Genomic DNA, 25,486 nt, shown 5'->3' with positions numbered 1-25,486 from the left:
CGTGCGACCCGAGAAACGCGCTGCGGGCGTTCAAGGTGGCCGCGGCCAGGGCGGGGCTCGCCTCGGTCGGGCTGCACACCCTGCGCCACTCGGCGGCGAGCATCATGCTGGAGAAGGGCGTGCCGCTCAAGGTGGTGTCCGAGATCCTCGGTCACCACTCCGTCAGCATCACGGGTGACATCTACGGGCACGTCTCCCCCACCGTGCAGGCCGACGCCATGAGCGTGCTCAGTGGGGCTCTCACATAGAAAGGTGTGCCGGAAAGGTGTGCCTAGGGGGGCACGGACACGAAGAGGCCGATCCGGTAGTTTGCCGGATCGGCCTCTCGCATAACGGTTTTCTCTTTGTCGGGCTGACAGGATTTGAACCTGCGACCCCTTGACCCCCAGTCAAGTGCGCTACCAAGCTGCGCCACAGCCCGCTGCCCCGCGGGGCGAACGAAACCCTAGCGCACGCCGGGTGCACGGTCCCAATCCGGCCCGCTCGGCGCCGTCAGCCCGTCAGCCCGTATGCCGGTGAGCCGGGTTGCCGGTCAGCGCCGGCGCTTCTCTCGGACCCGGACCGAGACCTCGATGGGCGTGCCCTCGAACCCGAAGTGCTCGCGCAGCTTGCGCTCGAGGAAGCGCCGGTATCCTGCCTCGAGGAACCCGGAGGCGAAGATGACGAACCGGGGGGGCCGGGTCGAGGCCTGCGTGGCGAAGAGGATCCGCGGCTGCTTGCCGCCACGCACCGGGTGCGGGTGCGCCGCGACGACCTCGCCGAGGAAGGCGTTGAGGCGCCCGGTTGGGATGCGGGTGTCCCATGACTCGAGCGCGGTCTCGATGGCCGGGACGAGGCGGTCCATGTGCCGCCCGGTGCGGGCCGAGATGTTGACCCGTGGCGCCCACGGCACCTGGACGAGCTCCTTCTCGATCTCCCGCTCGAGGTAGTAGCGGCGCTCCTCGTCGAGCGTGTCCCACTTGTTGTAGGCGACGACGAGCGCGCGGCCGGCGTCGATGACCTGCTGGACGATGCGGACGTCCTGCTCGGCGATCGGGTGCGCGGCGTCGATGAGGACCACCGCCACCTCCGCCTTCTCGAGGGCGGTCTGCGTGCGAAGCGAGGCGTAGAAGTCAGCGCCGCGGGTCTGGTGGACCCGGCGTCGGATGCCCGCCGTGTCGACGAAGCGCCACGTCGTGCCGCCGAGCTCGATGAGCTCGTCGACCGGGTCGCGGGTGGTGCCCGCGACGTCGTCGACGACGACCCGGGCGGAGCCGGCGACCTGGTTGAGCAGGCTCGACTTGCCGACGTTGGGCCGGCCGACCAGGGCGACCCGCCGGGGCCCGCCCTGGGCGTAGGCCCCCGAGGCCGAGACGGCGGGCAGGACCTCCAGGACCGCATCGAGGGCGTCACCGCTCCCGCGGCCGTGGACGGCAGAGACCGGCCACGGCTGGCCGAGGCCGAGGTTCCACAGTGCCGCCGCATCGGCCTCTCCACGCTCGTCGTCCACCTTGTTGGCGATGAGCACCACCGGCTTGCGGGAACGGCGCAGCAGCCGCACGACGGCGGCGTCGTCGTCGGTGGCGCCCACCGTCGCGTCGACGACGAACATCACGACGTCGGCGAGGTCGATGGCGATCTCGGCCTGCTCCGCGACGCGCAGGTGGATGCCGGTGGCGTCGGACTCCCAGCCGCCGGTGTCGACGATGGTGAAGCGGCGCCCGGCCCACTCCGCCTCGTAGGACACCCGGTCGCGGGTGACCCCCGGCACGTCCTCGACCACGGCCTCCCGGCGTCGCAGGATGCGGTTGACGAGGCTCGACTTGCCGACGTTGGGCCGGCCGATGACGGCGACGACGGGCAGCGGCCCCGCGGCGGCGGCGTCGGCGGCATACGGTCCCTCGGCGGCCAGGAGCGCCTCGTCCTCCGGGCTGAGGTCGAACTCGGTGAGCCCGGCGCGCAGGGCGCGCTCGACGGACACGTCGTCCGCGGTCGAGATCGGCGACCCCTCGCTCAGGTCCGGGCGGGCGGTCTCGTCAGTCACGATGTCCTCTAATCACTGGTGTCTGGTGCGCCACCATTGTCCACCCGGGCGCGCTGCACCTGGGACGCGAGCGCTGCGCGCAGCTGCTCGCTCGCCAGCCGCAACCGGTCCCGTCCCGGCACCGACGGGTCCGGGGTGAGCGCGAAGGGCTCGCCGAAGTCCGCGGTGAGCACCGAGCGAGGCCGCGGCCAGCCCTCGGCCGACGGTCCCGCCCCGTGCGTGCCGAGGACCGCGACGGGCACGATCCGCGCACCGGTGCGCAGCGCGAGCCAGGCTGCGCCCTGGTTGACCTCCGCGACGTCCCCTTTCCGGCGCGTCCCCTCGGGGAAGATCCCGACCGCGCCGCCCCGCTCGAGCACCGCGGCGGCCGTCGCGAGCGCCGCCCGGTCGCCGATGCTGCGGTCGATGGGGATCTGCCCGACCATGGTGATAAGCCAGCCGAAGAAGCCCGTGAAGGCCTCCTGCTTGACGAGGAAGTTCACTGGACGCGGAGACAACGTGTAGACGAGCGGCCCGTCGAGAAAGCCTGCATGGTTGGCCACGAGGATCACCGGGCCGCGCGTCGGAACGCGGCCGCGGTGGCGGGCCCGGCCTCGGTAGAGGACGGTGAAGAGCAGCCGCCCGATCGGCCGACCGGCCCTGGCCCGCCAGGGCTTCGGCCCGTGCAGGTCGGTCATCCGCGGGCGGCCTCGACGACCTGGAGCACCGCCGCGACCGAGCCGTCGAAGTCGAGGTGAGAGGTGTCGACCGTCGTCACGCCGTCCGCAGCCACGGTGAAGGAGGCGACCGCCGAGTCCACCCGGTCGCGGTCCAGGACCTGGGCGCGCGTGGCGGCCACCGAGGCGGCGTCCGCCGTGCCGTGCAGCTCCGTGGAGCGGCGGGCCAGCCGAGCTTCCGGCGAGGCGGTCAGCAGGATCCGCACGCGCGCATCCGGCGCGACGACCGTCGTGATGTCACGACCCTCGGCCACGACACCGGTGGCCGCGGATGCAGCGATGATGCGGCGCTGCAGCTCACCGAGGATGGTCCGCACGGGAAGCACCGCGGCGACGGCGGAAACCTGCTGGGAGATGACGGGCTCCCGGATGGAGGCGGTGACGTCGATGCCGTCGACGTGCACGTCGGGACGGTCTGGATCCGTGCCGATCTCGAGCGGGAAGCGTCGGGCCGCGGCCGTGACCGCGTCCTCGTCGGCGAGGTCGACCCCGAGGTGGCGGCACCACCACGTCAGCGCGCGGTACATGGCGCCGGTGTCGAGGAAGCGGAACCCGAGCCGGCGGGCCACCGCCTTGGACACGCTCGACTTGCCGGAACCGGACGGGCCGTCGATGGCGACGACGAAGCCGCGCGCATCGGAGTCGGTCACGGGCGGCACGTCGGTCTGCGGCATGGTGGCAGCCTATCGAGGTCCGTGATTGCCCTGTGCCGGCCGCCAGGCACCCCGGATCATCTCCGTCCACGCCCCCTGGGCGCTTCCACCGTTGAGGGCGTGGGCCGGGCTCGCGCCCCGTCCGGACTGTGGCCGAGGCCACGGGCTGCGGTCACGGAACGGGACTGCTCGGTGAAGCGCATGCTCGGCCCCACAACGCATGACCCGACTCAAAGCGCAGTCGGTGGCGCGGCGGTACGTCCGAGCTGCCGGTAGTCCTGACGCCACGCCCGCTCCGGGCCTCGCTCGCTGGCGCTCGCTCGTGTCCTCACGGGCTGCGTCAGTCGTGTCGTCGCGCCTGACGCCACGCCCGCTCCGGGCCTCGCTCGCTGGCGCTCGCTCGTGTCCTCACGGGCTGCGTCAGTCGTGCACGCGCCAGCCGAGGCGCTCGAGCTCGGCCCGCAGCGGCGCGACCGCGGCGGGCACCACAGCGACCTCCGCGACCCCGACCGCCTGGCCGAGCCCATGCTCGAGGTGCAGGTCCTCGAGGTTGATGCCGGCGCGGCCGATGTCGGCGAGGAGCTGGGCCAGGCGGCCGGGCTCGTCGGGCACGACCACCGAGACGACCTCGTATGCCGCCGGCGCCGCGCCGTGCTTGCCGGGGATCCGTGCCTGGCCGAGGTTGCCGGCCTCCAGCACCCCGCTCAGCGTGCCCAGGGCCCCCCTGTCGTCGCCGGACGCGAGCGCGTCGAGCGCCTCCACCAGGGCGTCGACCGAGCGCTGCACGCCCTGCAGGACGTCGCGGACCGCCCGGGCATTGCCGGCGAGGATCTGGGTCCACAGCCGGGGGTCGCTCGCGGCGATCCGGGTGACGTCGCGCAGCCCTTGGCCGGCGAGGCCGACGGCCTGCTCGGGCAGCTCCCGCAGCGCGGCCGCCACCACGCTGGCGGCGAGCTGCGGCACGTGCGAGACGGCCGCCACCGCCGCGTCGTGCTCCGCCGCCGGCATGACCCGCACGGCGGCGCCGACGGCGGCGGCGAGCTCCCGCACCCGGCGGACCGCGTCGGGGTCGGACGACTCGTGCGGGACGACGACCCAGGCCCGCCCGTCGAACAGGTCCCCACGGGCCGCAGCGGCCCCGGACCGCTCGCGCCCGGCCATGGGGTGGGATCCGACGTAGCGGCGCACGTCCGCGCCGGAGGCGAGCACGTCACGCAGCACGGCCTCCTTGACCGACGCGACGTCGGTGACCACGGCCCCCGGCCAGCGTTGGAGAGCCGCGACCACGGCCGCCGCGGTCACGTCGGGGGGCGCCGCGACGACGACCAGCTCCGGCGCCTCCTCGGCCGCGTCGTCCCCGGCGACCTCGCCCGCCCGCAGGTCCCGGGCGAGCCGCACCGCGGTGGGCGACGGGTCCTCGAGCGTGACGCGGTGGCCGCGCCCGGTGAGGGCGATGCCGAGGCTGGTGCCGACGAGGCCCGCACCGACGATGCGGATCGACGTGCTCATCGACCCGTCACAGGCCGGCCGCCTTGTAGAGCGCGGCGATCTCGGCCTTGTTGAGCGGGCGGGTACGCCCCGAGCGCAGGTCGCCCAGCCGGATGGGCCCCACCTCGGTGCGCACCAGCGTGAACACCGGGTGCCCCACCGCCTCGAGGAGCCGGCGCACGACGTGTTTGCGGCCCTCGTGGAGCACGAGCTCGACGAGCGCCCTGCCCGGCTGCGAGTCGACGATCTTGAAGGAGTCGACCGTGACCGGCCCGTCCTCGAGCTCGACCCCGGCCCGCAGCCGCCTGCCGACGTCGCGTGGGACTGGCCCCGGGATCTGGGCGAGGTAGGTCTTGAGGACGCCGTATGCCGGGTGCTGCAGACGGTGGGCGAGCTCGCCGTCGTTGGTGAGCAGGAGCAGCCCCTCGGTGTCGGCGTCGAGCCGCCCGACGTGGAAGAGCCGCTCGCTGCGGTTGCCGACGTAGTCGGCGATGGAGACGCGGCCGAGCTCGTCGTTCATCGTCGTGACGACGCCCTGCGGCTTGTTGAAGGCGAGGTAGACCCGCTCCTCGTCGAGGGTGACCCGCTCGCCGTCGACGTGGACGACCTGGGTCTTGGGGTTGATCCGCACGCCGAGCTCGGTCACGACGTGGCCGTCGACCTGCACCCGGCCCTGTTCGATGAGGCCCTCGCACACCCGCCGGGAGCCGACGCCTGCGGCCGCCAGCAGCTTCTGCAGCCGCACCCCCTCGGGGTCGTGGACGTCCACGGGCGGGACGTCGGGGCGCGGCGGCAGGCGGGTCGGCTGGCTGGACTTGGTCGTGCCGGCGAAGCGCGGCGAGCTGCGCCGGCCTCCCTGGGCCTGGCCCTGGCCAGCGCGGGCCCCGGCGCGCTTGCGCGGCTGGCGTGGCGACCTCGAGTGCTCGGTCATGGGCGTCCTTCCTCCACTAGCTCGTCCAGCAGGTCCGCGTCGGGCAGGTAGGGCGCGAGCGCGGGCAGCTCGTCGAGCGACCCGAGGCCCATCCGCTCGAGGAAGAACGGCGTCGTGCGGTAGAGCACGGCGCCCCCTTCCCCCTGGTCGGGCAGCTCCTCGACAAGGCCCCGTGAGATGAGGGTGCGCACCACCCCGTCGACGTTGACTCCGCGCACCGCGCTCACCCGCGCGCGTGACACCGGCTGCCGGTAGGCGATGACGGCGAGCGTCTCCAGCGAGGCCTGGGTCAGCCGGGCCTGTTGCCCGTCGAGGACGAACCTCTCGACGACGGGGGCGAACTCGGGCCGGCTGTACATCCGCCAGCCGCCCGCGACGTGGCGCAGCGCGAACCCGCGGTGGTCGGCGGCATACTGCCTCTCCAGCTCCGTCAGGTGCGCCACGACGTCCTCGACCGGCAGCTCGAGGGCCGACGCGAGCGCCTGCTCCGTGACCGGCTCGTCGACGACCATGAGGATCGCCTCGAGCGCGGACCGGGCGCCTCCCGGCGCACCCTCGAGGTCGAAGGCGAGCTGCTCCTCCGGCGGCGTCTCGCCCTCCTGTCCGCCGTGCACGACCGGGTCACTCATCGTCGTCTCCTGCCACGTCGGGGCCCGGCTCGGGGTCGAACTCGTCGTCGATGCTGACGTCGCCCTCGTCGGCGCCCGTCCAGCGCACGTCGAGCTCGCCGAGCGCCTCGGCCTGCTCGAAGGCGATGGCCCCCTCCTTGAACAGCTCGAGCAGCGCCAGGAACCGGGCGACGATGACGAGAGTGCTGTCCGCGTCGGCCACGAGGGCGCGGAAGGAGACCTGCCGGGACGCGCGCAGCCGGCGCACGACGATGCCCGCCTGCTCCCGCACGCTGACCTGGGGCGCGTGGAGGTGGTCGAGGCCGACGGTCGGCGGGACCTTGGGCGTCAGGGCCCGGGCCGCGATGCGGGCGAACTGCTGCGGCGTCACGGCGAGGACGAGCTCGGGCAGCAGGGCGGCGAAGCGCGGCTCGAGTCCGGCCTGGCGCGGGGTGAAGCGGCCCGCCGTGGCCATGCGCTCGGTGAAGACGCGCGTGACCTGCTTGTAGGCGCGGTACTGCAGCAACCGGGCGAAGAGCAGGTCGCGCGCCTCGAGCAGGGCGAGGTCCTCCTCGTCGTCCGGGCCGGACGACGGCAGCAGCCGGGCGGCCTTGAGGTCGAGCAGGGTCGCCGCGACGAGGAGGAACTCCGAGGCCTGGCCGAGGTCCCAGTCCGTGTCGGCCGCCTGGGCGGCCTTGATGTGGGCGACGAACTCGTCGGTCACCTGCGCCAGGGCGACCTCGGTGATGTCGAGCTTGTGCTTGGCGATGAGCCCGAGGAGCAGGTCGAAGGGCCCGGAGAAGACCTCGAGGTGCACCTCGAAGGGCGTGGCCGCGCGGCGGGTGAGGACGCCCCCCGGCGTGTCCGGCATGGCCGTCAGGCCGCGCCGCCGCGGGCGATCAGCTCGCGGGCGAGCTGGCGGTAGGCCGCCGCCCCCGTGTGCGTCGACGCATAGGTCGTGATCGGCTCGGCGGCGAGCGTGGCGTCGGGGAACTTCACCGTGCGGCTGATGACGGTGTGGAAGACCTGCTCGCCGAAGTGGTCGACGACCGAGCGCACGACCTCCTTGCTGTGCAGGGTGCGGCTGTCGTACATCGTGGCGAGGATGCCGTCGACGTGCAGCCGCGGGTTGAGCCGGTCGGTGATCTTCTCGATCGTCTCGATGAGCAGCGCGACGCCGCGCATGGCGAAGAACTCGCACTCGAGCGGGATGACGACCCCGTGCGCGGCGGTGAGCGCGTTGACGGTGAGCAGGCCGAGCGACGGCTGGCAGTCGATGAGGATGACGTCGTAGTCGTCGACGATGGGCCGCAGCACGCGAGCGAGGATCTGCTCGCGCGCGACCTCCCCGACGAGCTGCACCTCGGCGGCGGACAGGTCGATGTTGGCCGGCACGATGTCGAGGTTGTCCGTGCGGGTGCGCTGCACGATCTCGCGGATGTCGTGGCCGCGCTCGACGAGCAGCGTGTAGATCGTGGTGTCGAGCTGGTGGGTGGGCACGCCGAGTCCGACGGAGAGCGCGCCCTGCGGGTCGAAGTCGACGAGCAGCACCCTGCGGCCCAGCTCGGCCAGCGCCGCGCCCAGGTTGATCGTCGTCGTGGTCTTGCCGACGCCGCCCTTCTGGTTGCACATGGCGATGATCCGGGCCGGCCCGTGGCTCGTCAGCCGCGGCGGCTCCGGGAACTCCGGCAGGGGCCGGCCCGTGGGGCCCATGGCGCCCACGCCAGCGAGCTCGGTGCCGGGGAGGTGAGGAAGGCTGCCGACGTCGTCGGTGTGCATGCTGGGGTGGTACTCCTCGTTCACCGGGTGTTCCGTCCGCTCGCTGTCATCACGGTCAGCCTCACGCTGATCAGAGGCGACCTTATCAGCGGGCTCGCGGGTGGGCGCTCGCGTAGACCTCCCGCAGCCGGTGCACCGACACGAGGGTGTAGAGCTGCGTCGTCGTCACCGACGCGTGCCCGAGCAGCTCCTGCACGACCCGCACGTCGGCGCCCCCGTCGAGCAGGTGCGTGGCGAAGGAGTGCCGCAGCGTGTGCGGAGAGACGTGCTCGGCGAGCCCCGCGCGGTCCGCGGCCCGCTGGACCACGGCCCAGGCGGACTGCCGGGAGAGCGGAGCGCCGCGCTGGCCGAGGAAGAGCGCCGGTCCGCCACGGCCCCTGGCGGCCAGGACGGGGCGGCCACGGACGAGGTATGCCGTGACGGCGTCCACGGCATACCTCCCGACCGGCACGAGCCGCTCCTTGCCGCCCTTGCCCTGCAGCCGCACGACCCCGCCACCGGTGCCGTCGCCGAGCTCGAGGTCGTCGAGGTCGAGACCGACGGCCTCGCTGATCCGTGCGCCGGCGCCGTAGAGCACCTCGAGCAGCGCGCGGTCGCGCAGCGACGCCGGGGTGTCCCCCACCGACGCCGCCTCGAGGAGCCGCTCGACGGACTCGACGGGGATCGCCTTGGGCAACCGGGACGGTGGACGCGGCGGGGCCACGGTCCGGGCGGGGTCGTCGGCGGCCTCGCCCTCGAGGGTGAGGAAGCGGTGGAAGCCTCGGACCGCGACGATGGTTCGGGCGGCCGACGACGCGGCCAGCGGTGGGTGCTCCGCGTCGCCCTCGCGCAGCGTCGCGAGGAAGTCGGACACGTCGCGTTGCCGCACCGCCACGGTGTCGTCGACGCCCCGGGCGGCGAGGAAGGAGCGGTAGCGGCGCAGGTCCCGCTCGTAGGCGCGAAGTGTGTTGTCCGACGCGCCACGCTCGACGCGGACGTGGTCGAGCCAGCCGCGGACCGCGCGGTCGATCGGCGTCGCCCGCTGCGGGGCCGGCGAGTCGCTCAGCCGAGGACCTCGGCGAGGCCGACCGAGCCCATGCCGTGCGCCTCGGCCACCGACGCGTAGGTCACCGCCCCGTCGAAGGTGTTGAGGCCGAGCGCGAGCGCCGGGTCGGCGCGCAGCGCCTCTCGCCAGCCGCGGTCGGCCAGCTCGACGGCATACGGCAGGGTGACGTTGGTGAGGGCGTACGTGCTCGTGTGGGGCACGGCGCCCGGCATGTTGGCGACGCAGTAGAACAGCGAGTCGTGCACCCGGAAGGTGGGCTCGGCGTGGGTGGTCGGGCGGGAGTCCTCGAAGCAGCCGCCCTGGTCGATGGCGATGTCGACGAGGACGGAGCCGGGCTTCATGCGCGAGACCTGCTCGTTGGTCACCAGCTTGGGCGCCTTCGCGCCGGGCACGAGGACGGCTCCGATGACCAGGTCGGCGTCGGCGATGGCCCGCTCGATCTCGTAGGTGTTGGAGGCCACCGTCTGGCAGTGGCCCTGGTAGATGAAGTCGGCGTGGCGCAGCTTGGAGATGTCGCGGTCGAGCAGGAGCACCTCGGCTTGCATGCCGATCGCGATGGCGGCGGCGTTCATGCCGGAGACACCGGCGCCGATGACCACGACCTTGGCCGCGTAGACGCCCGACACGCCGCCCATGAGGATGCCGCGGCCCCCCTGGGCCCGCAGCAGGGCCTGGGCCCCGACCTGCGGGGCGAGCCGCCCGGCCACCTCGGACATCGGAGCGAGGAGCGGCAGGCTGCGGTCGGGCAGCTCCACGGTCTCGTAGGCGATGCCGGTGACCTTGCGCTTGCACAGCTCCTCGGTGAGCGGCCGGTCCGCCGCGAGGTGCAGGTAGGTGAAGAGCGTCTGGCTCTCGCGCATCCGGGAGTACTCGGCGGCGACCGGCTCCTTCACCTTGAGGATGAGCTCCCCCGCGTCCCACACCGCGTCGGCGGTGGGCAGGACGGTGGCTCCCGCGGCGGCGTAGTCCCCGTCGGAAATGGCGGAGCCGACCCCGGCGCCCTGCTCGACGAAGACGTCGTGGCCGTGCCGCACCAGCTCGTGCACGCCGGCCGGGGTGATGGCGACGCGGAACTCGTTGTTCTTGACCTCGAGGGGAATGCCGACCTGCATCAGGGATCATCCTTCGGTGGACGGACGACGTGGCGGTGCCTGGTGGGCCGCGGGGCCACGGTCGGCCCGAGCGAGGCCGGCGACCCCACTGTAGTGCGGCGGCACGCCACGCCCACGCGGGTTAGGTTGGCACCTCGCCCGTGGGTTGGAGGCCAGATGAAGCTGTATGCCGACACGCCGGCCAGGCGCGCCCGGCAGGTCCTCGGCGACCTGTTCGTGCTGGCGTGGACCGGCACGTGGGCCTGGCTCGGGCGGGTCGTGCACGACACCGTCGTGACGCTCCGGGCCCCGGCGGACTCCCTCACCTCGGCCGGTGAGCGGGTCCGCAGCTCGCTGTCCGGGGCCGCGGAGCAGGTCTCCGGCATCCCGGGAATCGGGGACGGCCTGCGGGGCTGGCTCGAGAGCGCGGCGTCGTCGGGCACGACGATCCGCAGCGCCGGAGCCTCCATGGCCTCCGGCGTCGAGCGGCTCGCGAGCCTGCTCGGCTGGGTGACGGCGCTCGTGCCGATCCTCGTGGTCGGCGGCATCTGGCTGCTGCGGCGGTGGCGGTTCGTGCGCCGGGCCAGCAGTGCGCAGCGCTTCCTCGACTCGGCCGAGGACCTCGACCTCTTCGCGCTCCGGGCGCTCGCCCGCCAGCCGATGGCCACCCTCGCGGCGATCAGCCCGGACCCGGCCGGCGACTGGCGGCGCGGCGACCCCGGCGTGGTGCGGGCGCTGGCCGCGCTGGAGCTGCGCGACGAGGGACTGCGCCTGCCCTGACCCCCCCTTGCGTCGAGTGGCCACTTCTGCACGCTCCCCCTTGCGTCGAGTGGCCACTTCCGCACGCTCCCCCTCCGTCGAGTGGCCACTTCTGCACGCTCCCCTCCGTCGAGTGGCCACTTCTGCACGCTCCCCGCCGTCGAGTGGCCACTTTCGTGCATCCCCTGTCGGGTGGCCACTGTGGCCGCCATCGGCGTGACCTCACACCGACACGGCTCGCGGTCCGGTCGGTGCAGGCCCGAGCGGAAGTGGCCACTCGACGTTGGGAGGGAGGTCGTGGGTCGGTCGGCGGTGTGCAGAAATGACCACTCGACGTGGGGAGGGAGGTCGTGGGTAGGTCGGCGGTGTGCAGAAATGACCACTCGACGTGGGAAGGGAGGTCGTGGGGTAGGTAGGCGGCGCCCCGGCCCGAGCGAAAGTGGCCACTCGACGAGGCGGGCGGCAGGGAGGGGGCGGCGGCAGGGAGGGGGTCAGCTCCCGACGCGGGTCACCGCGGGGGCGAGGTCGGCGGCCGGGGGTGACCACGTCTGCGCGTCCGCCGGGACCTGCTCGCCCGTGCGGATGTCCTTGACCTCGTCGCCTGACTCGCCCGCCGACGGGAACCACACGAACGGGATGCCGCGCCGGTCGGCGTAGCGGATCTGCTTGCCGAACTTCGCGGCTGACGGTGCCACCTCGCAGGCGATGCCCCGACGACGCAGGGCGGTCGCGACGGTGACCGCCTCGTCCCGCGCCGCGTCGTCCCGAAGGGTCACGAGCACGGCGGCCGGAGTCGAGCGCGAGGCCGCGACGAGGCCCTTGCCGAGGAGCAGCCCGAGGATGCGCGTGACCCCGATGGAGATGCCGACCCCGGGATACGTCGTCCGGCCGTCGGAGGCGAGCGCGTCGTAGCGGCCGCCGGAGCAGAACGAGCCCCACGACTCGTAGCCCGGGAACTGCGTCTCGTAGACCGTGCCGGTGTAGTAGTCGAGGCCGCGCGCGATCCGCAGGTCGGCCACGAGCGTGCCGGGAGCGTTGCGGATGCCGGTCCTGATGACGTCGGCGAGTGCGGCGAGTCCCTCGTCGAGGACGGGGTGCTCGACCCCGAGCGCGCGGACCTGGTCGACGAAGCCGAGGTCCTCGGTGCGGATGGCCGCGAGCTGCAGGCACAGGCTGGCCTGCTCGTCGGTCGCGCCCGACTCCAGCAGCAGCGCGCGCACCTTGTCCGGGCCGATCTTGTCGAGCTTGTCCACGATCCGCAGGGTTGCCGTGACGTCTGTCAGCCCGATCCCCTGGTAGAAGCCGCCGGGGATCTTGCGGTTGTTGACCTGGATGACGAAGTCGCCGACCGGGAACCTGCGGAAGACGTCCGCAATGACGAGCGGCATCTCGGCCTCGAAGTGGGGCGAGAGCTGGCCCACGTCGACGACGTCGATGTCGGCCTGGGTGAACTCGCGGTAGCGCCCCTCCTGGGGCCGCTCGCCACGCCACGCCTTCTGGATCTGGTAGCGGCGGAACGGAAACGACAGCTTGCCGGAGTTCTCGAGGACGTAGCGCGCGAACGGCACCGTCATGTCGAAGTGCAGGCCCCAGCGGGCGTCCTCGTCGCCGCCGCCGAGCCGGGAGACGGCATAGATCTCCTTGTCGGTGTCCTCTCCCTGGGCCGAGAGCCGCTCGATCGGCTCGATGGAGCGCGTCTCGATGGAGGAGAACCCGTGCAGCTCGAAGGTCTCCCGGATGACGTCGAGGAAGCGCTGCTCGACGATCCGCTCGTCGGGCAGGTACTCGGGGAAGCCGCTGATCGGGGCGATCTTGCCGGTGGTGCTCACGCGGGCAAGCCTCTCAGGTACGGGTTGGTGGCGCGTTCGTGGCCCATCGTCGTGGCGTGGTAGTGGCCCGGGAGCACGAGGGTCGTGTCCGGCAGCGGGAGGACGACGTCGCGCAGGCTGCGCGTCATGGCGGCCGGGTCCCCGCCCGGCAGGTCCGTGCGGCCGATGGATCCCGCGAAGAGCACGTCTCCCGTCAGCATGGTGCGGTCGACGTCGGCCTGCGCGTCGATGCCGTCCGGCACGTCGTCGATCCCGAACATCACCGACCCCTCCGTGTGCCCGGGTGCGTGCAGGGCCAGGAAGTGCAGGCCGGCGAGGTCGAGGGCCGTCCGGTCCGTGATCTCCACGACGGTGCTCGGCTCGCGCCACGTCGCCGCGCGCCCGAACTGCTGCTCGAACATGGCGAGGAGGCCAGGGTTGCTTTGGCCGAGGAGGTCGTGGAGTCGATAGCGGTCGTCGCGGTGGATGTATGCCGCCGTGTCCGCCCCGCACACGGGCGTGACCGAGTAGACGTGGTCGACGTGCCCGTGGGTGAGCAGCACCGCGGCGGGGCGCAGCCGGTGCGTCGTGAGCACCTCGCGCAGGGTCTCCTCGATGCCGACGCCCGGGTCGACGACGACGCACTCCTCGCCCGCCTGCGGCGCGAGGACGTAGCAGTTGGTGTCGAAGGCCTGTGCCGGGAAGGCGATGGTGAGCACCCGGTGAGCGTAACGGTCGCGTCACGGCATACCGGTGGGCAGTTGTCACGCACTCGTGACCTCCCGGCCGCGGCGTCCCCCGGCTCGCTACCTAAAATGACCGAACGCCGGGCCCCCCGGGAGATCGCCGTTCGAGGAGACGCTGGTGACCAGAGAGCAGGAGCGCGCCCGCGCGCGCCACCGCCACGAGGAGCAGGCCAGGTCGGCGAAGCCGCCGGTGAGCGAGGCCACCCGGGACAAGCAGGTCTTCGGCGTGATCCTCGCGGTCATCCTCATCATCGGCGCGGTGATCGCCGTCCCCAAGGTCCTCGAGGCCCGCTCGACCGCGGCGCCGGCGGCGGCCGAGGCCACCGCGGACGGGACGGCGACCGGCACGGCGGCACCCGGGCTGCTGGCTGGTCAGCGGCTCGCGACCGGATGCACCACCCCTCCCCCGCCGCAGACCAAGCCGAAGTCCTTCCCCAAGGCGCCCGACAAGGCCACCGCGGCGGGCAAGACCTTCGTGGCCACGGTGACGACGACGTGCGGCGACCTGGTCCTCGAGCTCGACGGCGTGAAGGCTCCCCAGACGGTCGCGTCCTTCGTCCATCTCGCGCAGAGCGGCTACTGGGCCCCGAGCCCGTGCCACCGCGTCACGACCGAGGGCATCTTCGTCCTCCAGTGCGGCGACCCGACCGGCTCGGGCTCCGGTGGCCCCGGCTACACCTTCGGCGTCGAGAACGCACCCAAGTCAGGGACCTACCCGGCAGGCTCGCTCGCCATGGCCCGCACCGACGACCCCAACAGCAACGGCGGCCAGTTCTTCGTGACGTACAAGGACACCAAGCTGCCCACGACCGGCGGCGGCTACACGATCTTCGGCAAGGTCATCAAGGGCCTTGACATCGTCGACAAGATCGCCGCCGCCAAGGCGCTCGAGCCCAACCCGACCGACGGCAGCCCCGTGTCACCGATCAGCATCGTCAAGGTCACCGTGACGGAGAGGAAGCCATGACCGAGCGCCCCGCCGGCTCGGGCGAGCAGCAGAGCGCGTCGACGGAACCGCCGGTGGTGGAAGATGGGACGGTGACCGAGCCCGAGACGACCCCGCCGAAGCCGAGCGCCATCCCCACGCCGGCCGCCCTCGCCCGCGCCGTCCCCCGCCCTCCCGCCCAGCCGGTGGCCCCCCCGGCCGCCGACCACTCCGCGTCGGCGGCCTTCGGCCGGGTGGACGAGTCCGGCGTGGTCTTCGTGCGCACCAAGGAGGGGGAGCGTGAGGTCGGCTCCTATCCCGGGGCGACGGCGCAGGAGGCCCTGACCTACTTCGCGCGCAAGTACGACGAGCTCTTCGCCTCCGCGGTCCTGCTCGAGCAGCGGCTCGCGCAGCCGGAGGTGCCCGCCAAGGACGTCGCCGACGCCCTGACGAGCCTGGCCGAGCAGGTCAAGGACGCGGCGGTCGTGGGCGACCTCGACGCGCTCAGCGCCAAGCTGGACGAGATCCAGTCCGGTGTCGCGGCGAAGCGGGCGCACGAGCAGCAGGTCCGCGCCGAGGCCCGGGCCAAGGCCGGGGCCGAACGGGAGAAGATCGTCGCGGAGGCCGAGTCGATCGCCGCGCAGCCCGAGAACCGCATCCAGTGGAAGACGAGCGGCGCCCGCATGCGCGAGCTGCTCGACGAGTGGAAGCAACACCAGCGGGCGGCGACCCGGCTCGACCGCGAGACCGAGTCGGCGCTGTGGCAGCGGTTCAGCGCGGCCCGCAACGCCTTCGACAAGGCTCGGCGCAGCCACTTCGCCAGCCTCGACGCCACTCATGCCGAGGCGAGGGCGGCCAAGGAGCGGCTTGTCGCCGAGGCGGAGCGGCTCGCGGCGAGCACCGACTGGGCTCCGACCGCCGGGGCCTTCAAGCGACTCATGGACGAGTGGCGGCAGGCGGGCCGGGCGAGCCGCACCGACGACGACCGGCTGTGGGAGCGCTTCAAGGCCGCGCAGGACGCGTTCTTCGCCGCCAAGGACGCCGTGGTGGCGGCCGAGGAGGAGGGCTTCAGGGACAACCTGCGGGTCAAGGAGGCGCTGCTCGTCGAGGCGGACAAGATCCTGCCGGTGACCGACCTCGAGAAGGCCAAGGCCCAGCTCCGGTCGATCCAGGACCGCTGGGAGGCGGCCGGCAAGGTGCCGCGGGCCGACATGGAGCGGGTCGAGAAGGGGCTGCGCCGCATCGAGCAGGCCGTCCGCGACGCGGACGACAAGCGGTGGAAGGCGAGCAACCCCGAGGTCGCCGCCCGCGCCCAGGGCATGGTGGAACAGCTCGAGCGTGCCGTTGCCGACCTCCAGGCGGACCTCGACCGCGCCGAGCGCGGCGGCAACCCGACCGAGATCGCCCGGGCCAGGGAGGCTCTCGAGGCCCGACGCGCCTGGCTCGACCAGGCCCGCGCCGGCGTGGCCGAGTTCGGCGGCTAGCGCTTGGTGCCGCTGCCGCTGACCCGGTAGACGTCGAAGACGCCGTCGATCCGCCGCACCGCCTTGATGACGTGGTCGAGGTGGGCCGGATCTCCCATCTCGAAGGTGAAGCGGGAGATCGCCACCCGGTCGCGCGAGGTCTGCACCGACGCCGAGAGGATGTTGACGTGCTGGTCGGACAACACCCGCGTCACGTCGCTGAGCAGCCGGTTGCGGTCGAGCGCCTCGACCTGCAGCTGGACGAGGAAGACGCTCGCGGACGACGGCGCCCACTCGACGTCGAGCAGCCGGTCGGGGTTGGCCGTGAGCGAGCTGGCGTTGGTGCAGTCGACGCGGTGCACCGACACGCCGTTGCCGCGGGTGACGAAGCCGAGGATCTGGTCGCCCGGCACCGGGGTGCAGCACTTCGCGAGCTTGACCCACACGTCCGACATGCCGACCACGACGACGCCGGGGTCACCGCTGCGCCGGCGCATGGCGCGGGTGGGGGTCGTCGCCTCGGCGAGGTCCTCGGTCGCCCCCTCGACGCCGCCCATGGTGGCGACGATCCTGCTCACGACGTGCTGGGCCGAGACGTGACCCTCACCGACGGCGGCATACAGCGCGTCGATGTCGAGGTAGCGCAGGTCGGTGGCGATCGCCGTCATCGACTCGTGGCTGAGCAGCCTCTGGAGCGGGAGGTTCTGCTTGCGCAGCGCCTTGACGATGCTCTCCTTGCCCGCCTCGATGGCCTCCTCGCGGCGCTCCTTGGAGAACCACTGCTTGATCTTGTTGCGCGCCCGCGGGCTCTTGACGAAGCCGAGCCAGTCGCGGCTGGGTCCGGCGCCGTCGGCCTTGGACGTGAGCACCTCGACGACGTCGCCGTTCTCGAGCCGGGACTCGAGCGGCACGAGCCGGCCGTTGACCCGGGCGCCGATGCAGTGGTGGCCGACCTCGGTGTGCACGGCATACGCGAAGTCGACCGGCGTCGCGCCCGCGGGCAGCGCGACCACTGACCCCTTCGGGGTGAAGACATAGACCTCACCCGAGCCCATCTCGAAGCGCAGGGAGTCGAGGAACTCCCCCGGGTCCTCCGTCTCGCGCTGCCAGTCGAGCAGCTGGCGCAGCCACGCCATGTCGTTGACCGGCTCCTCGCGGCGGGCGGACGCCCCACCGTTGCTCGCGTCCTTGTACTTCCAGTGCGCGGCCACGCCGTACTCGGCCCGGCGGTGCATCGTGTGGGTGCGGATCTGGATCTCGACGGGCTTGCCGCCGGGTCCGATGACCGTCGTGTGCAGCGACTGGTACATGTTGAACTTCGGCATCGCGATGTAGTCCTTGAACCGGCCGGGGACCGGGTTCCACCGCGAGTGCAGGGCGCCGAGGGCGGCATAGCAGTCGCGCACCGTGTCGACGAGGACGCGGACGGCGACGAGGTCGTAGATGTCCTCGAAGTCGCGGCCGCGCACGATCATCTTCTGGTACACGGAGTAGTAGTGCTTGGGCCGGCCGGTCACGACCGCCTTGATCTTGGCGGCCGTGAGGTCCTCGGTCACCTGCTCCCGGACCGAGGCGAGATACTCCTCACGCGCGGGCGCCCGGTCGGCGACGAGCCGCACGATCTCGTCGTAGACCTTGGGGTAGAGCGTGGCGAAGCTCAGGTCCTCGAGCTCCCACTTGATGGTGTTCATGCCGAGCCGGTGCGCGAGCGGCGCGTAGATCTCCAGCGTCTCGTGCGCCTTGCGCGCTGCGGACTCCGGCGAGACGTAGCGCCAGGTGCGCGCGTTGTGCAGGCGGTCGGCGAGCTTGATGACGAGGACCCGGATGTCCCGAGCCATGGCGATGACCATCTTGCGCACCGTCTCGGCCTGGGCGGCCTCGCCGTAGGTCACCTTGTCGAGCTTGGTGACGCCGTCGACGAGCATGGCGATCTCGTCGCCGAAGTCGCGCCGCAGGTCCTCCAGCCCGTATGCCGTGTCCTCAACGGTGTCGTGCAGCAGCGCGGCCGCGAGCGTCGGCGGGGTCATGCCGAGCTCGGCCAGGATCGTCGTGACGGCGAGCGGGTGCGTGATGTAGGCGTCGCCGCTCTTGCGCAGCTGGCCCTCGTGCGCCCGCTCGGCCACGGCATACGCGCGCTCGATCACCGACAGGTCCGCCTTGGGGTGGTGCTGGCGGACCGTGGTCAGCAGCGGCTCGAGGACGGGGTTGCCGGTCGGCCGGCTCGCCCCGAACCGCGCGAAGCGAGCCCGCACCCGGGAGGGGGTCGACGGCTCGCTCCGCACTTCCTCGCTCATGGAGGGAGTGTAGTCGGCGACCGGGCAGGTCAGACCGAGCCGGCAGGTCAGACGGTGAGGATGGCGTGCACGGGGTGGTCGCCGAGCCGCGCGCGGCCGCCGAGGAAGCCGAGCTCGAGGACGACGTCGACGCCCGCGACGGCGGCACCGGCCCGCTCGACCAGCTGGCACGTCGCGGCCGCCGTCCCGCCGGTGGCAAGGACGTCGTCGATGACCAGCACCCGCTCCCCCGGCCGGAAGGCGTCGGCGTGGACCTCGATCGCGGCGGTGCCGTACTCGAGGGCGTACTCCTCCTGCAGGGTCTCCCCGGGCAGCTTGCCGACCTTGCGGACGGGCACCATGCCGAGACCGAGCTCGTAGGCGACGGCGGCGCCGAGGATGAAGCCTCGGGCCTCGATGCCGACGACGACGTCGGTCCGGCCGGCGTAGCGGCCGGCGATGTCGCGCACGACCCGGGCGAACGCCGGACCGTCGGCGATGAGCGGCGTGTAGTCCTTGAAGAGGACGCCCGGCTTGGGGAAGTCGGGGATGTCGCGCAGCTTCTCGGCGACGAGCTGCGCCACCGTCGGCTCGACGACGTCGGCCGTGGACTCGGTGGTCACCGCTTGGACTTCGGCGGTCGCCGGGGCTGGTTGCGCGGACCGGCCTGGGCGTACTTGTGCACCGGACGGGGCAGGCCCGCCGCGAGGTCCCCGGCCGTCACCGAGGTCGACCCCCCCGGACTGGCCGGCACGTAGGCCCCGCGGTCGGCGTCCGCCGCGGAGGCGTCGGCCGCAGCGGCGGCCGGCTGCGGCTGCGGGGCCGCGCCCCGACCTGGGTGGCGGGCGACGTAGGCGTCGAGGTCCTTGACGGCCGGGTCCCGGCGCCGCAGGTCGACCAGCAGCGGGGTCGCGATGAAGATCGAGGAGTACGCACCGACGGCAATGCCGATGAACAGGGCGAGGGCCAGGTCGAGCAGCGTCCCCGGGCCGAGCAGGGTGAAGCCGACGACGAGCACCGCGGCGATGGGCAGCAGCGCCACGACCGTCGTGTTGATGGAGCGCACGAGCGTCTGGTTGACGGCGAGGTTGGCGGCGGCGGCATACGACAGTCGCCTGCTCCGCAGCGCCTCGCTCGTGTTCTCCCGGACCTTGTCGAAGACGACGACCGTGTCGTAGAGCGAGTATCCGAGGATGGTCAGGAAGCCGATCATCGACGACGGGGTGATCTCGAAGCCGAAGAGGGCGTAGACGCCGACCGTGATGACGAGGTCGTGCAGCAGGGCCACCAGCCCGGCCGCCGCCATCTTCCAGGTGCGGAAGTAGAGCGCCATGACGATGGTCACGAGGACGAGGAAGACGATCAGGGCCTGGATGGCCTGCCGGCTGACCGACTCGCCCCAGCTCGGCCCGATGAGCGATGCGCTCACCGCCGTCGCCGGCACGCCGAACGCCTTGGCGAGCGCGGTCTTGGCGGCATCCGTCTTGCCCTCGGCAGCCTCGGTCTGGACGCGGACGGTGTCCTGGCCGACGACCGTCGCGGTGACGTTGCCGCCGATGCCGGCGGATCCGACCGCCGATTGGGCCTTCTGCTCGTAGTCGGCCGAGCTGGCCACGGAGGAGACCCGGAACTCGGACCCGCCGCTGAACTCGATGCCGAAGTTGAGGCCCTTGCCGAAGAGGCCGACGAGGGCGAGGGCGATGAGGACCGCGGACACGGCATACCAGGTCTTCTGCCGCCCGATGAAGTCGACGGATCGCCGGCCCGTGTAGAGGTCGTTGCCGACCTGGGAGAAGTTGATCATGCGTGGGCCTTCCCTTCGGCGATGGGGGCGGCGCCCGCCGTGCGGGCCGTTCCGGCGGCCGGGACCCCGAACTGGCCGCGACCGCGGTAGCGCGGGCTCTCCTTCGCGCCGAGGCGCTCGGGGTCGAGGCCGGACCACCTGTGCCCGCCGCCGAAGAACGTCGTGCGCGCCAGCAGCTGCACGGTCGGGTGCGTGAAGAGCATGACGACGACGAGGTCGATGACGGTCGTCAGCCCGAGCGTGAAGGCGAAGCCGCGGACGTTGCTGGAGGCGAGCAGGTAGAGGACCACAGCGGCGATGAAGTTGACCGCGTCGGCGGCGAGGATGGTCCGTCGCGCCCGCTTCCACCCCGTCTCGACCGCGGCCACGAGCGGCCGGCCGTCGCGCACCTCGTCGCGGATGCGCTCGAAGTAGACGATGAAGCTGTCCGCGGTGACGCCGATGGCGACGATGAGGCCGGTGACCCCGGCCATGGTGAGCCGGAAGCCATGGGTGGTGCCGAGGATCGTCACCGCCAGGTAGCTGATGCTGGCCGCGACGACGAGCGAGGCGACGGTGACCAGCCCGAGGGCGCGGTACTGCAGCAGCGAGTAGACGACGACGAGCAGCAGGCCGATGGCCCCGGCGAGCAGGCCGAGGGCGAGCTGCTCCTGCCCGAGCTGGGGCGTGATGTCGTCCTGGGTCTGCAGGCGGAAGGACAGCGGCAGGGCGCCGAACTTCAGCTGTTGGGCCAGCTGTTTCGCGGAGTCCACCGTGAAGGAGCCGGTGATCGAAGCTCGCCCGTCGGTGATGACGGCGCGGGCCTGCGGTGCCGTGATGACCGTCTTGTCGAGGACGACCGCGAACTGGTCCAGCGGCGGGTTGCCCTGTTGCGCGTAGAGGCGGCGGGTGACGTCGGCGAACTTCTTCTTGCCCGCGTCCTTGAAGGACAGCGCCACTTCGACGATGGAGGTCGGCGCCCCGTTGGGACCCGGCTGGAAGCCGCTTGTCGCGTCTGCGATCTCGCTGCCGTCGATCTCCACGGGGCCGAGCACGTACTTGGTGGCGCGGTCGTCGCCACACGTGGCGATCGGGAGGGCCGGGTCGTCGAGGACCTTGTCGACGCTGCCGGGGACCGCGCAGTCGAGGGCGACGTACTGCTGCGCCACCGTGGTGGCCGCGGTGTTGGCCTTGGCCTGGTCCCAGCCGAGGCCGGTGAGGCCCTTGGAGACCTGTGCGGCGACGGCGGCCGGGTCCTCCTTTGCCGGCGCCTCCGCGGCGGGCGGGACGGTCGGCGCAGTGGTGGCCGGGGCCGGGGCGGAAGTCGTGGTCGGCTTGGCGGGCGCGGTGGCTGTGGGCGTCGGCGGCGTGGTCGCGGCCACGAAGGCCTGCGGCACGACGCCCTTCGCGGCGGTCGGGGCGCCGGTGGACGTGGGCGCCGGCGTGCCCGTCGCCGTGCCCGTCGGTGCGCCGGTCGCCGTGGCCGTGGCTGTGCCCGTCGGTGTGCCCGTCGATGTGCCCGTCGCTGTGCCGGAGGGCTGCGGGACGACCGCGGGGCTGCTGATGGCTTGGACGAACACGGCCCGGAAGCGCAGCTGCGACGGCTTGCGGATGGCGTCGAGCTGGTCCTTGGTGGGCTGTCCGGGGATGGAGACGACGATGTTGCGGCCGCCCTGCATGGAGATCTCCGACTCGCTGACGCCGTTGGCGTCGATGCGCTGCCGGATGATGTCGACCGCCTGGTCGATCTGGCCCGGGCTGACCTGGGTCGATCCGACGAGCACCGGCTCGAGGACCATCTCCGTGCCGCCCTCGAGGTCGAGGCCGAGCCGCGGGGCGAGGCTCCCCTCGCTCCACGTGGCCAGGCCGCCGGCGAGGGCGGCCAGGCCGAGGACGATGGCCAGGAGCGCGAGGAGGCCCTTGCGCGCCGACCGCTTCGTGCTACTCGCCACGAGCGCGCCTCACTGCTCGGTCCCGGTCGCCTCGGCGCCGGGCGTCGCGGTGGCGCCGGCCGAGTCGTCGGGCTGCTTCATCGCCAGGGCGCGACGGTCGAACCGGAGCGTTGTGCCCTCGGCCACCTCGAGCCACGCGCTCTCGTCGTCGAGGCGACGCACCACGCCGTAGAGCCCGGAGGACGTGATCACCGCGTCGCCGACGGAGATGGAGGAGGTGAAGGCACGCATCTGCTTCTGCCGCCGGTTGGCACTCCAGAACATCCAGGCCAGCAGCAGCAGCGGCAGTGCGAGGAAGAGCAGCGAGGACGCTCCACCTCCCGTCGTCTCCGCCGTCGGGGCGAGGTCGGCGATCGTTCGCATCAGTTCAGTTCCTTTTAAGAATGGTTCCCGGGCAGCACGCGACGTCCTGGGGACGGGGCGTCGCGACAACGACCGGCGGCACCGGAAAGTGCCGCCGGGGGCGGCGCAGGTGCCCGCAGGAGTCTACGGGGGCCCGCCCACTTTGTCAGACGCCCATGCCGTATGCCGCCGCCCGAGGCCGCGGTTCCTGCCTCCGGGTCGAGTGGCCACTTCCGCACAGGGCTGAGCACCGTGCTCAGCTCCCCCGCCGCGCGGCAGCCTCCGCCTCCGCCGCGCGGCAGCGTCCGCTTACCGGTCGAGTGGCCACTTCCGCACAGGGCTGGGCACCGTGCTCAGCTCCTCCGCCGCGCGGCAGCCTCCGCCTCCGGTCGAGTGGCTACTTCCGCGCGGGGCCCGAAGGACCGTCCCGACCGCTCGCCTCAACGGAGCGTGTACGGAACTGGCCACTCGACTGGGTGGGGGTGTACGGAACTGGCCACTCGACGGGGTGGGGGTGTACGGAACTGGCCACTCGACGGGGTGGGGGTGTGCGGAAGTGGCCACTCGACGGGGGTGGGGGGGCTACGAGTCGAAGCGGCCGACGGGCGAGTCCTCGAGCGGCAGCGTGGCCCACGCACCCTGGGCATCGAGGGGCGGCGTCAGCCCCAGGTGCTGCCAGGCGAGGGCGGAGGCGGCGCGGCCGCGGGGCGTGCGGACGAGGAAACCCTCCCGGACGAGGAACGGTTCGGCGACGGTCTCGACGGTCTCCGACTCCTCCCCCACCGCGACGGCCAGCGTGGACAGCCCCACCGGGCCGCCGGCGAACCGCCGACACAGCGCCTCCAGCACCGCGCGGTCGAGCCGGTCGAGCCCGCGGTCGTCGACGTCAAAGAGGGCGAGCGCCTCGCGGGCAGCGGCGAGAGTGACCCGGTCCTCGCCGTGCACCTGGGCCCAGTCGCGCACGCGGCGCAGCAAGCGGTTGGCGATGCGCGGCGTGCCCCGGGAGCGGAGTGCGATCTCGGTGATGCCCTCGTCGTCGGCCACGAGGCCGAGCAGGCGGGCCGAGCGACGCAGGATCAGCACGAGGTCCTGCGCGCTGTAGAAGTCGAGGTGTCCGGTGAACCCGAAGCGGTCGCGCAGCGGCGCGGGGAGGAGCCCGGCCCGGGTCGTCGCGCCGACGACGGTGAAGGGCGGCAGCTCCAGCGGGATCGCCGTCGCGCCGGGGCCCTTGCCGATGACCACGTCGACCCGGAAGTCCTCCATCGCCAGGTAGAGCATCTCCTCGGCGGCACGGGACATCCGGTGGATCTCGTCGAGGAAGAGCACCTCCCCCTCGGCCAGCGACGACAGCACCGAGGCGAGGTCGCCGGCGTGCTGGATCGCCGGCCCGCTGGTGATCCGGATCGGCTGCTCCAGCTCGGCCGCGACGATCATCGCGAGGGTCGTCTTGCCGAGGCCCGGCGGCCCGGAGAGCAGCACGTGGTCAGGAGGCGTGCCCCGGCGCCGGGCGGCCGTGAGGACGAGATCGAGCTGGTCGCGCACGCGCGGCTGGCCGGGGAACTCGGCGAGCTTGCGGGGACGCAGGGCCGCCTCGACCTGGCGCTCGTCGGCCTCGCTGCCCGCGTCGACGATGCGGGCCGTCGCGTCGAAGGAGCCGTCCTCCCAGGCCTCGCTCACCGGCCGAGCTCCTGCAGCGCCGAGCGAAGCAGCGCCGACACCCCGGAGCCCTCGGCGGCGCGGGGAACGACCTTGTCGAGGGCGTCGTCGGCCTGCTTGACGCTCCACCCCAGGCCGACGAGCGCCTCGCGGACCTGCTCGCGCCCCGCGTCCGTCGAAGACGGCGTGGCCGGCGCGGTGGCCGACCCGCTTCCAGCGAGGGAGCCGAGCTTGTCGCGCAGCTCGAGCACGAGGCGCTCGGCGCCCTTCTTGCCGATGCCCGGCACCTTCGTCAGCGCCGCGACGTCGCCGTTGCCCAGCGCGGAGCGGACCTTGGCGGGCGGGTGGACGGCGAGCAGCGCGAGCGCGAGGCGGGGGCCCACACCGGACACCGTCTGCACGGTCTCGAACACGACCTTCTCGTCCTCCGAGCCGAAGCCATAGAGCGTGAGCGAGTCCTCGCGGACGACGAGCGTCGTGGCGAGCGACGCCGGCTGGCCGGGGCGGACCGCGGCCGCGGTGGCCGGAGTGGTGTGCACGAGCATGCCGACGCCGCCGACGTCGAGGACGACGGAGTCGAGACCCGCCTTGAGGACGGTGCCGGTGAGCGAGGCGATCATGGGCGTGCGGCTCCCGAGGGGTGCGGCCGGTGGGTGGGCGGTCTGGCGGCGGTCACGGCCTCGGCGAGGCGGCTCTGGGTGCCGCCGCGCCACACGTGGCAGATCGCGAGGGCGAGGGCGTCCGCCGCGTCGGCCGGCCGGGGAGGCGCCTCGAGCCGGAGCAGCCGGGTCACCATGGCGGTCACCTGGGCCTTGTCCGCGCGGCCGTTGCCGCTGACGGCCGCCTTGACCTCGGTGGGCGTGTGGAGGGTGACCGGCAGGCCGCGACGCTCCGCCAGCAGCATGACGACGGCCGTGACCTGGGCGGTGCCCATGACCGTCGAGACGTTGGCGTCGGCGAAGACCCGCTCGATGGCCACCGCCTCGGGCCGGTGGCGGTCGAACCACCCCGCCATGCCGAGCTCGATGGAGAGCAGCCGCCGCGGCGTCTGGTGCGCGGCCGGCGTCGTGATGACCCCGACCTCGAGCAGGGTGAGCGGCCGGCCGGGCACGCCCTCGACGACACCGACCCCGCACCGGGTGAGGCCCGGGTCGACGGCGAGGACGCGCACGGCATACCTCCTCGGTGGACGACGACTGCGCCGAACTGGTGTTCGGAGCCCACCGTATGCCGCCGCACGGCATCTTCGGCGCAGGCACGCCGACATCGGGCAGGGCGGGCCCGGGCTACTCCTCCTCGTCGAGCTGCGCGAGCACGTCGTCGGGGATGTCGCCGTTGGCGTAGACGTTCTGCACGTCGTCGCTGTCCTCGAGCGCGTCGACGAGCTTGATCACCTTGCGGGCGCCGTCGACATCGACGGGCACGCTGACCGACGGCTGGAAGCT

At 72.7% G+C, this 25,486-nt stretch carries 25 protein-coding genes and 1 tRNA gene; 4 read left to right on the top strand and 22 right to left on the bottom strand.

Annotated features, from left to right (window positions below; all coding sequences use genetic code 11):
* On the top strand, positions 1-248 hold a 248-nt coding region (locus VFJ94_RS06885), incomplete at its 5' end, for a tyrosine-type recombinase/integrase (RefSeq protein WP_325003456.1).
* A gap of 99 nt (positions 249-347) precedes the next feature.
* On the opposite strand, the gene VFJ94_RS06880 is transcribed toward VFJ94_RS06885, so the two are convergent.
* The 11 genes from VFJ94_RS06880 to ald all read right to left on the bottom strand — a co-directional run bounded on the left by VFJ94_RS06880 (position 348) and on the right by ald (position 10,355).
* Positions 348-421 (bottom strand) — tRNA-Pro (locus VFJ94_RS06880).
* 111 nt (positions 422-532) lie between these two features.
* The gene (gene der / locus VFJ94_RS06875) at positions 533-2,023 is read right to left on the bottom strand and encodes a ribosome biogenesis GTPase Der (protein ID WP_325003455.1); all 1,491 of its coding nucleotides are present in this window, start codon (positions 2,021-2,023) and stop codon (positions 533-535) included.
* An 8-nt stretch (positions 2,024-2,031) separates the two neighbouring features.
* Entirely contained in the window at positions 2,032-2,700 is a 669-nt protein-coding gene (locus VFJ94_RS06870; protein WP_325003454.1) for a lysophospholipid acyltransferase family protein, read from the bottom strand.
* The gene (cmk, locus tag VFJ94_RS06865) at positions 2,697-3,413 is read right to left on the bottom strand and encodes a (d)CMP kinase (protein WP_325003453.1); all 717 of its coding nucleotides are present in this window, start codon (positions 3,411-3,413) and stop codon (positions 2,697-2,699) included. The genes VFJ94_RS06870 and cmk overlap by 4 nt, the downstream gene beginning before the upstream one ends.
* Before the next feature lie 399 nt (positions 3,414-3,812).
* Positions 3,813-4,901, bottom strand: a complete 1,089-nt coding sequence (locus VFJ94_RS06860; RefSeq protein ID WP_325003452.1) for a prephenate dehydrogenase — start codon at positions 4,899-4,901, stop codon at positions 3,813-3,815.
* Between the two features lie 7 nt (positions 4,902-4,908).
* Positions 4,909-5,811 carry a pseudouridine synthase gene (locus tag VFJ94_RS06855; RefSeq protein ID WP_325003451.1) on the bottom strand — a complete coding sequence of 301 codons (903 nt, stop codon included), beginning with the start codon at positions 5,809-5,811 and terminating at the stop codon, positions 4,909-4,911.
* Entirely contained in the window at positions 5,808-6,440 is a 633-nt protein-coding gene (gene scpB / locus VFJ94_RS06850; RefSeq protein WP_325003450.1) for an SMC-Scp complex subunit ScpB, read from the bottom strand. The genes VFJ94_RS06855 and scpB overlap by 4 nt, the downstream gene beginning before the upstream one ends.
* Positions 6,433-7,290, bottom strand: a complete 858-nt coding sequence (locus tag VFJ94_RS06845; RefSeq protein WP_325003449.1) for a ScpA family protein — start codon at positions 7,288-7,290, stop codon at positions 6,433-6,435. Before VFJ94_RS06845 ends, scpB begins: the two co-directional genes overlap by 8 nt.
* Before the next feature lie 5 nt (positions 7,291-7,295).
* Entirely contained in the window at positions 7,296-8,198 is a 903-nt protein-coding gene (locus tag VFJ94_RS06840; protein WP_414654578.1) for a ParA family protein, read from the bottom strand.
* Between the two features lie 85 nt (positions 8,199-8,283).
* The gene (xerD, locus tag VFJ94_RS06835; protein ID WP_325003458.1) at positions 8,284-9,243 is read right to left on the bottom strand and encodes a site-specific tyrosine recombinase XerD; all 960 of its coding nucleotides are present in this window, start codon (positions 9,241-9,243) and stop codon (positions 8,284-8,286) included.
* Entirely contained in the window at positions 9,240-10,355 is a 1,116-nt protein-coding gene (gene ald, locus VFJ94_RS06830) for an alanine dehydrogenase (RefSeq protein ID WP_325003448.1), read from the bottom strand. The genes xerD and ald overlap by 4 nt, the downstream gene beginning before the upstream one ends.
* 156 nt (positions 10,356-10,511) lie before the next feature.
* Here ald and VFJ94_RS06825 point away from each other — a divergent pair, with 156 nt between their 5' ends.
* Positions 10,512-11,114 carry a hypothetical protein gene (locus VFJ94_RS06825; protein ID WP_325003447.1) on the top strand — a complete coding sequence of 201 codons (603 nt, stop codon included), beginning with the start codon at positions 10,512-10,514 and terminating at the stop codon, positions 11,112-11,114.
* Positions 11,115-11,584: 470 nt separating this feature from the next.
* Here the strand turns inward: VFJ94_RS06825 and hisS are convergent, their stop codons facing one another.
* Positions 11,585-12,922, bottom strand: a complete 1,338-nt coding sequence (gene hisS / locus VFJ94_RS06820) for a histidine--tRNA ligase (RefSeq protein WP_325003446.1) — start codon at positions 12,920-12,922, stop codon at positions 11,585-11,587.
* The gene (locus tag VFJ94_RS06815) at positions 12,919-13,620 is read right to left on the bottom strand and encodes an MBL fold metallo-hydrolase (RefSeq protein WP_325003445.1); all 702 of its coding nucleotides are present in this window, start codon (positions 13,618-13,620) and stop codon (positions 12,919-12,921) included. Before VFJ94_RS06815 ends, hisS begins: the two co-directional genes overlap by 4 nt.
* A 145-nt stretch (positions 13,621-13,765) precedes the next feature.
* Between VFJ94_RS06815 and VFJ94_RS06810 the strand changes: the two genes are divergently transcribed.
* Both VFJ94_RS06810 and VFJ94_RS06805 read left to right on the top strand, forming a co-directional pair.
* Positions 13,766-14,614: a peptidylprolyl isomerase gene (locus VFJ94_RS06810; protein ID WP_325003444.1), complete on the top strand. Its 849-nt coding sequence runs from the start codon at positions 13,766-13,768 to the stop codon at positions 14,612-14,614.
* Positions 14,611-16,056 carry a DUF349 domain-containing protein gene (locus VFJ94_RS06805; RefSeq protein ID WP_325003443.1) on the top strand — a complete coding sequence of 482 codons (1,446 nt, stop codon included), beginning with the start codon at positions 14,611-14,613 and terminating at the stop codon, positions 16,054-16,056. The genes VFJ94_RS06810 and VFJ94_RS06805 overlap by 4 nt, the downstream gene beginning before the upstream one ends.
* On the opposite strand, the gene VFJ94_RS06800 is transcribed toward VFJ94_RS06805, so the two are convergent.
* From VFJ94_RS06800 to VFJ94_RS06760, 9 genes are all read right to left on the bottom strand, one after another.
* Positions 16,053-18,329 (bottom strand): bifunctional (p)ppGpp synthetase/guanosine-3',5'-bis(diphosphate) 3'-pyrophosphohydrolase, encoded by a 2,277-nt coding sequence (locus VFJ94_RS06800; RefSeq protein WP_325003442.1) that lies wholly within the window; start codon positions 18,327-18,329, stop codon positions 16,053-16,055. The genes VFJ94_RS06805 and VFJ94_RS06800 overlap by 4 nt on opposite strands.
* Positions 18,330-18,376: 47 nt before the next feature.
* Positions 18,377-18,931: an adenine phosphoribosyltransferase gene (locus VFJ94_RS06795; protein WP_325003441.1), complete on the bottom strand. Its 555-nt coding sequence runs from the start codon at positions 18,929-18,931 to the stop codon at positions 18,377-18,379.
* Positions 18,928-20,112, bottom strand: a complete 1,185-nt coding sequence (secF, locus tag VFJ94_RS06790; RefSeq protein ID WP_325003440.1) for a protein translocase subunit SecF — start codon at positions 20,110-20,112, stop codon at positions 18,928-18,930. The genes VFJ94_RS06795 and secF overlap by 4 nt, the downstream gene beginning before the upstream one ends.
* Positions 20,109-22,043, bottom strand: coding sequence for a protein translocase subunit SecD (gene secD / locus VFJ94_RS06785; RefSeq protein WP_325003439.1), 1,935 nt, complete (start codon positions 22,041-22,043; stop codon positions 20,109-20,111). Before secD ends, secF begins: the two co-directional genes overlap by 4 nt.
* Positions 22,044-22,052: 9 nt before the next feature.
* Positions 22,053-22,406, bottom strand: a complete 354-nt coding sequence (gene yajC, locus VFJ94_RS06780; protein ID WP_325003438.1) for a preprotein translocase subunit YajC — start codon at positions 22,404-22,406, stop codon at positions 22,053-22,055.
* A 561-nt stretch (positions 22,407-22,967) separates the two neighbouring features.
* On the bottom strand, positions 22,968-24,062 hold the full coding sequence (gene ruvB / locus VFJ94_RS06775) for a Holliday junction branch migration DNA helicase RuvB (protein ID WP_325003437.1): 1,095 nt from the start codon (positions 24,060-24,062) through the stop codon (positions 22,968-22,970).
* Positions 24,059-24,661 carry a Holliday junction branch migration protein RuvA gene (ruvA, locus tag VFJ94_RS06770; RefSeq protein ID WP_325003436.1) on the bottom strand — a complete coding sequence of 201 codons (603 nt, stop codon included), beginning with the start codon at positions 24,659-24,661 and terminating at the stop codon, positions 24,059-24,061. Before ruvA ends, ruvB begins: the two co-directional genes overlap by 4 nt.
* Entirely contained in the window at positions 24,658-25,212 is a 555-nt protein-coding gene (gene ruvC, locus VFJ94_RS06765; protein WP_325003435.1) for a crossover junction endodeoxyribonuclease RuvC, read from the bottom strand. The genes ruvA and ruvC overlap by 4 nt, the downstream gene beginning before the upstream one ends.
* 115 nt (positions 25,213-25,327) lie before the next feature.
* Positions 25,328-25,486 (bottom strand): YebC/PmpR family DNA-binding transcriptional regulator (locus tag VFJ94_RS06760; RefSeq protein WP_325003457.1); only part of this gene is annotated, 159 nt, incomplete at its 5' end.

It is taken from the genome of Intrasporangium sp. (genome assembly GCF_035688975.1).
Classification (GTDB): Bacteria; Actinomycetota; Actinomycetes; order Actinomycetales; family Dermatophilaceae; genus CALMNV01.
This window is presented reverse-complemented; position numbering and strand designations above follow the sequence as displayed.

What these genes read in the sequence shown, in the direction of transcription:
- VFJ94_RS06870 (WP_325003454.1), bottom strand. Translation starts at nt 2,700, where the DNA reads ATGACCGACCTGCACGGGCCGAAGCCCTGGCGGGCCAGGGCCGGTCGG.
- ald (WP_325003448.1), bottom strand. Translation starts at nt 10,355, where the DNA reads ATGCAGGTCGGCATTCCCCTCGAGGTCAAGAACAACGAGTTCCGCGTC.
- VFJ94_RS06805 (WP_325003443.1), top strand. Translation starts at nt 14,611, where the DNA reads ATGACCGAGCGCCCCGCCGGCTCGGGCGAGCAGCAGAGCGCGTCGACG.
- ruvA (WP_325003436.1), bottom strand. Translation starts at nt 24,661, where the DNA reads ATGATCGCCTCGCTCACCGGCACCGTCCTCAAGGCGGGTCTCGACTCC.
- VFJ94_RS06860 (WP_325003452.1), bottom strand. Translation starts at nt 4,901, where the DNA reads ATGAGCACGTCGATCCGCATCGTCGGTGCGGGCCTCGTCGGCACCAGC.
- secF (WP_325003440.1), bottom strand. Translation starts at nt 20,112, where the DNA reads ATGATCAACTTCTCCCAGGTCGGCAACGACCTCTACACGGGCCGGCGA.
- VFJ94_RS06800 (WP_325003442.1), bottom strand. Translation starts at nt 18,329, where the DNA reads ATGAGCGAGGAAGTGCGGAGCGAGCCGTCGACCCCCTCCCGGGTGCGG.
- yajC (WP_325003438.1), bottom strand. Translation starts at nt 22,406, where the DNA reads ATGCGAACGATCGCCGACCTCGCCCCGACGGCGGAGACGACGGGAGGT.
- VFJ94_RS06845 (WP_325003449.1), bottom strand. Translation starts at nt 7,290, where the DNA reads ATGCCGGACACGCCGGGGGGCGTCCTCACCCGCCGCGCGGCCACGCCC.
- cmk (WP_325003453.1), bottom strand. Translation starts at nt 3,413, where the DNA reads ATGCCGCAGACCGACGTGCCGCCCGTGACCGACTCCGATGCGCGCGGC.
- VFJ94_RS06840 (WP_414654578.1), bottom strand. Translation starts at nt 8,198, where the DNA reads ATGCACACCGACGACGTCGGCAGCCTTCCTCACCTCCCCGGCACCGAG.
- scpB (WP_325003450.1), bottom strand. Translation starts at nt 6,440, where the DNA reads ATGAGTGACCCGGTCGTGCACGGCGGACAGGAGGGCGAGACGCCGCCG.
- VFJ94_RS06855 (WP_325003451.1), bottom strand. Translation starts at nt 5,811, where the DNA reads ATGACCGAGCACTCGAGGTCGCCACGCCAGCCGCGCAAGCGCGCCGGG.
- VFJ94_RS06825 (WP_325003447.1), top strand. Translation starts at nt 10,512, where the DNA reads ATGAAGCTGTATGCCGACACGCCGGCCAGGCGCGCCCGGCAGGTCCTC.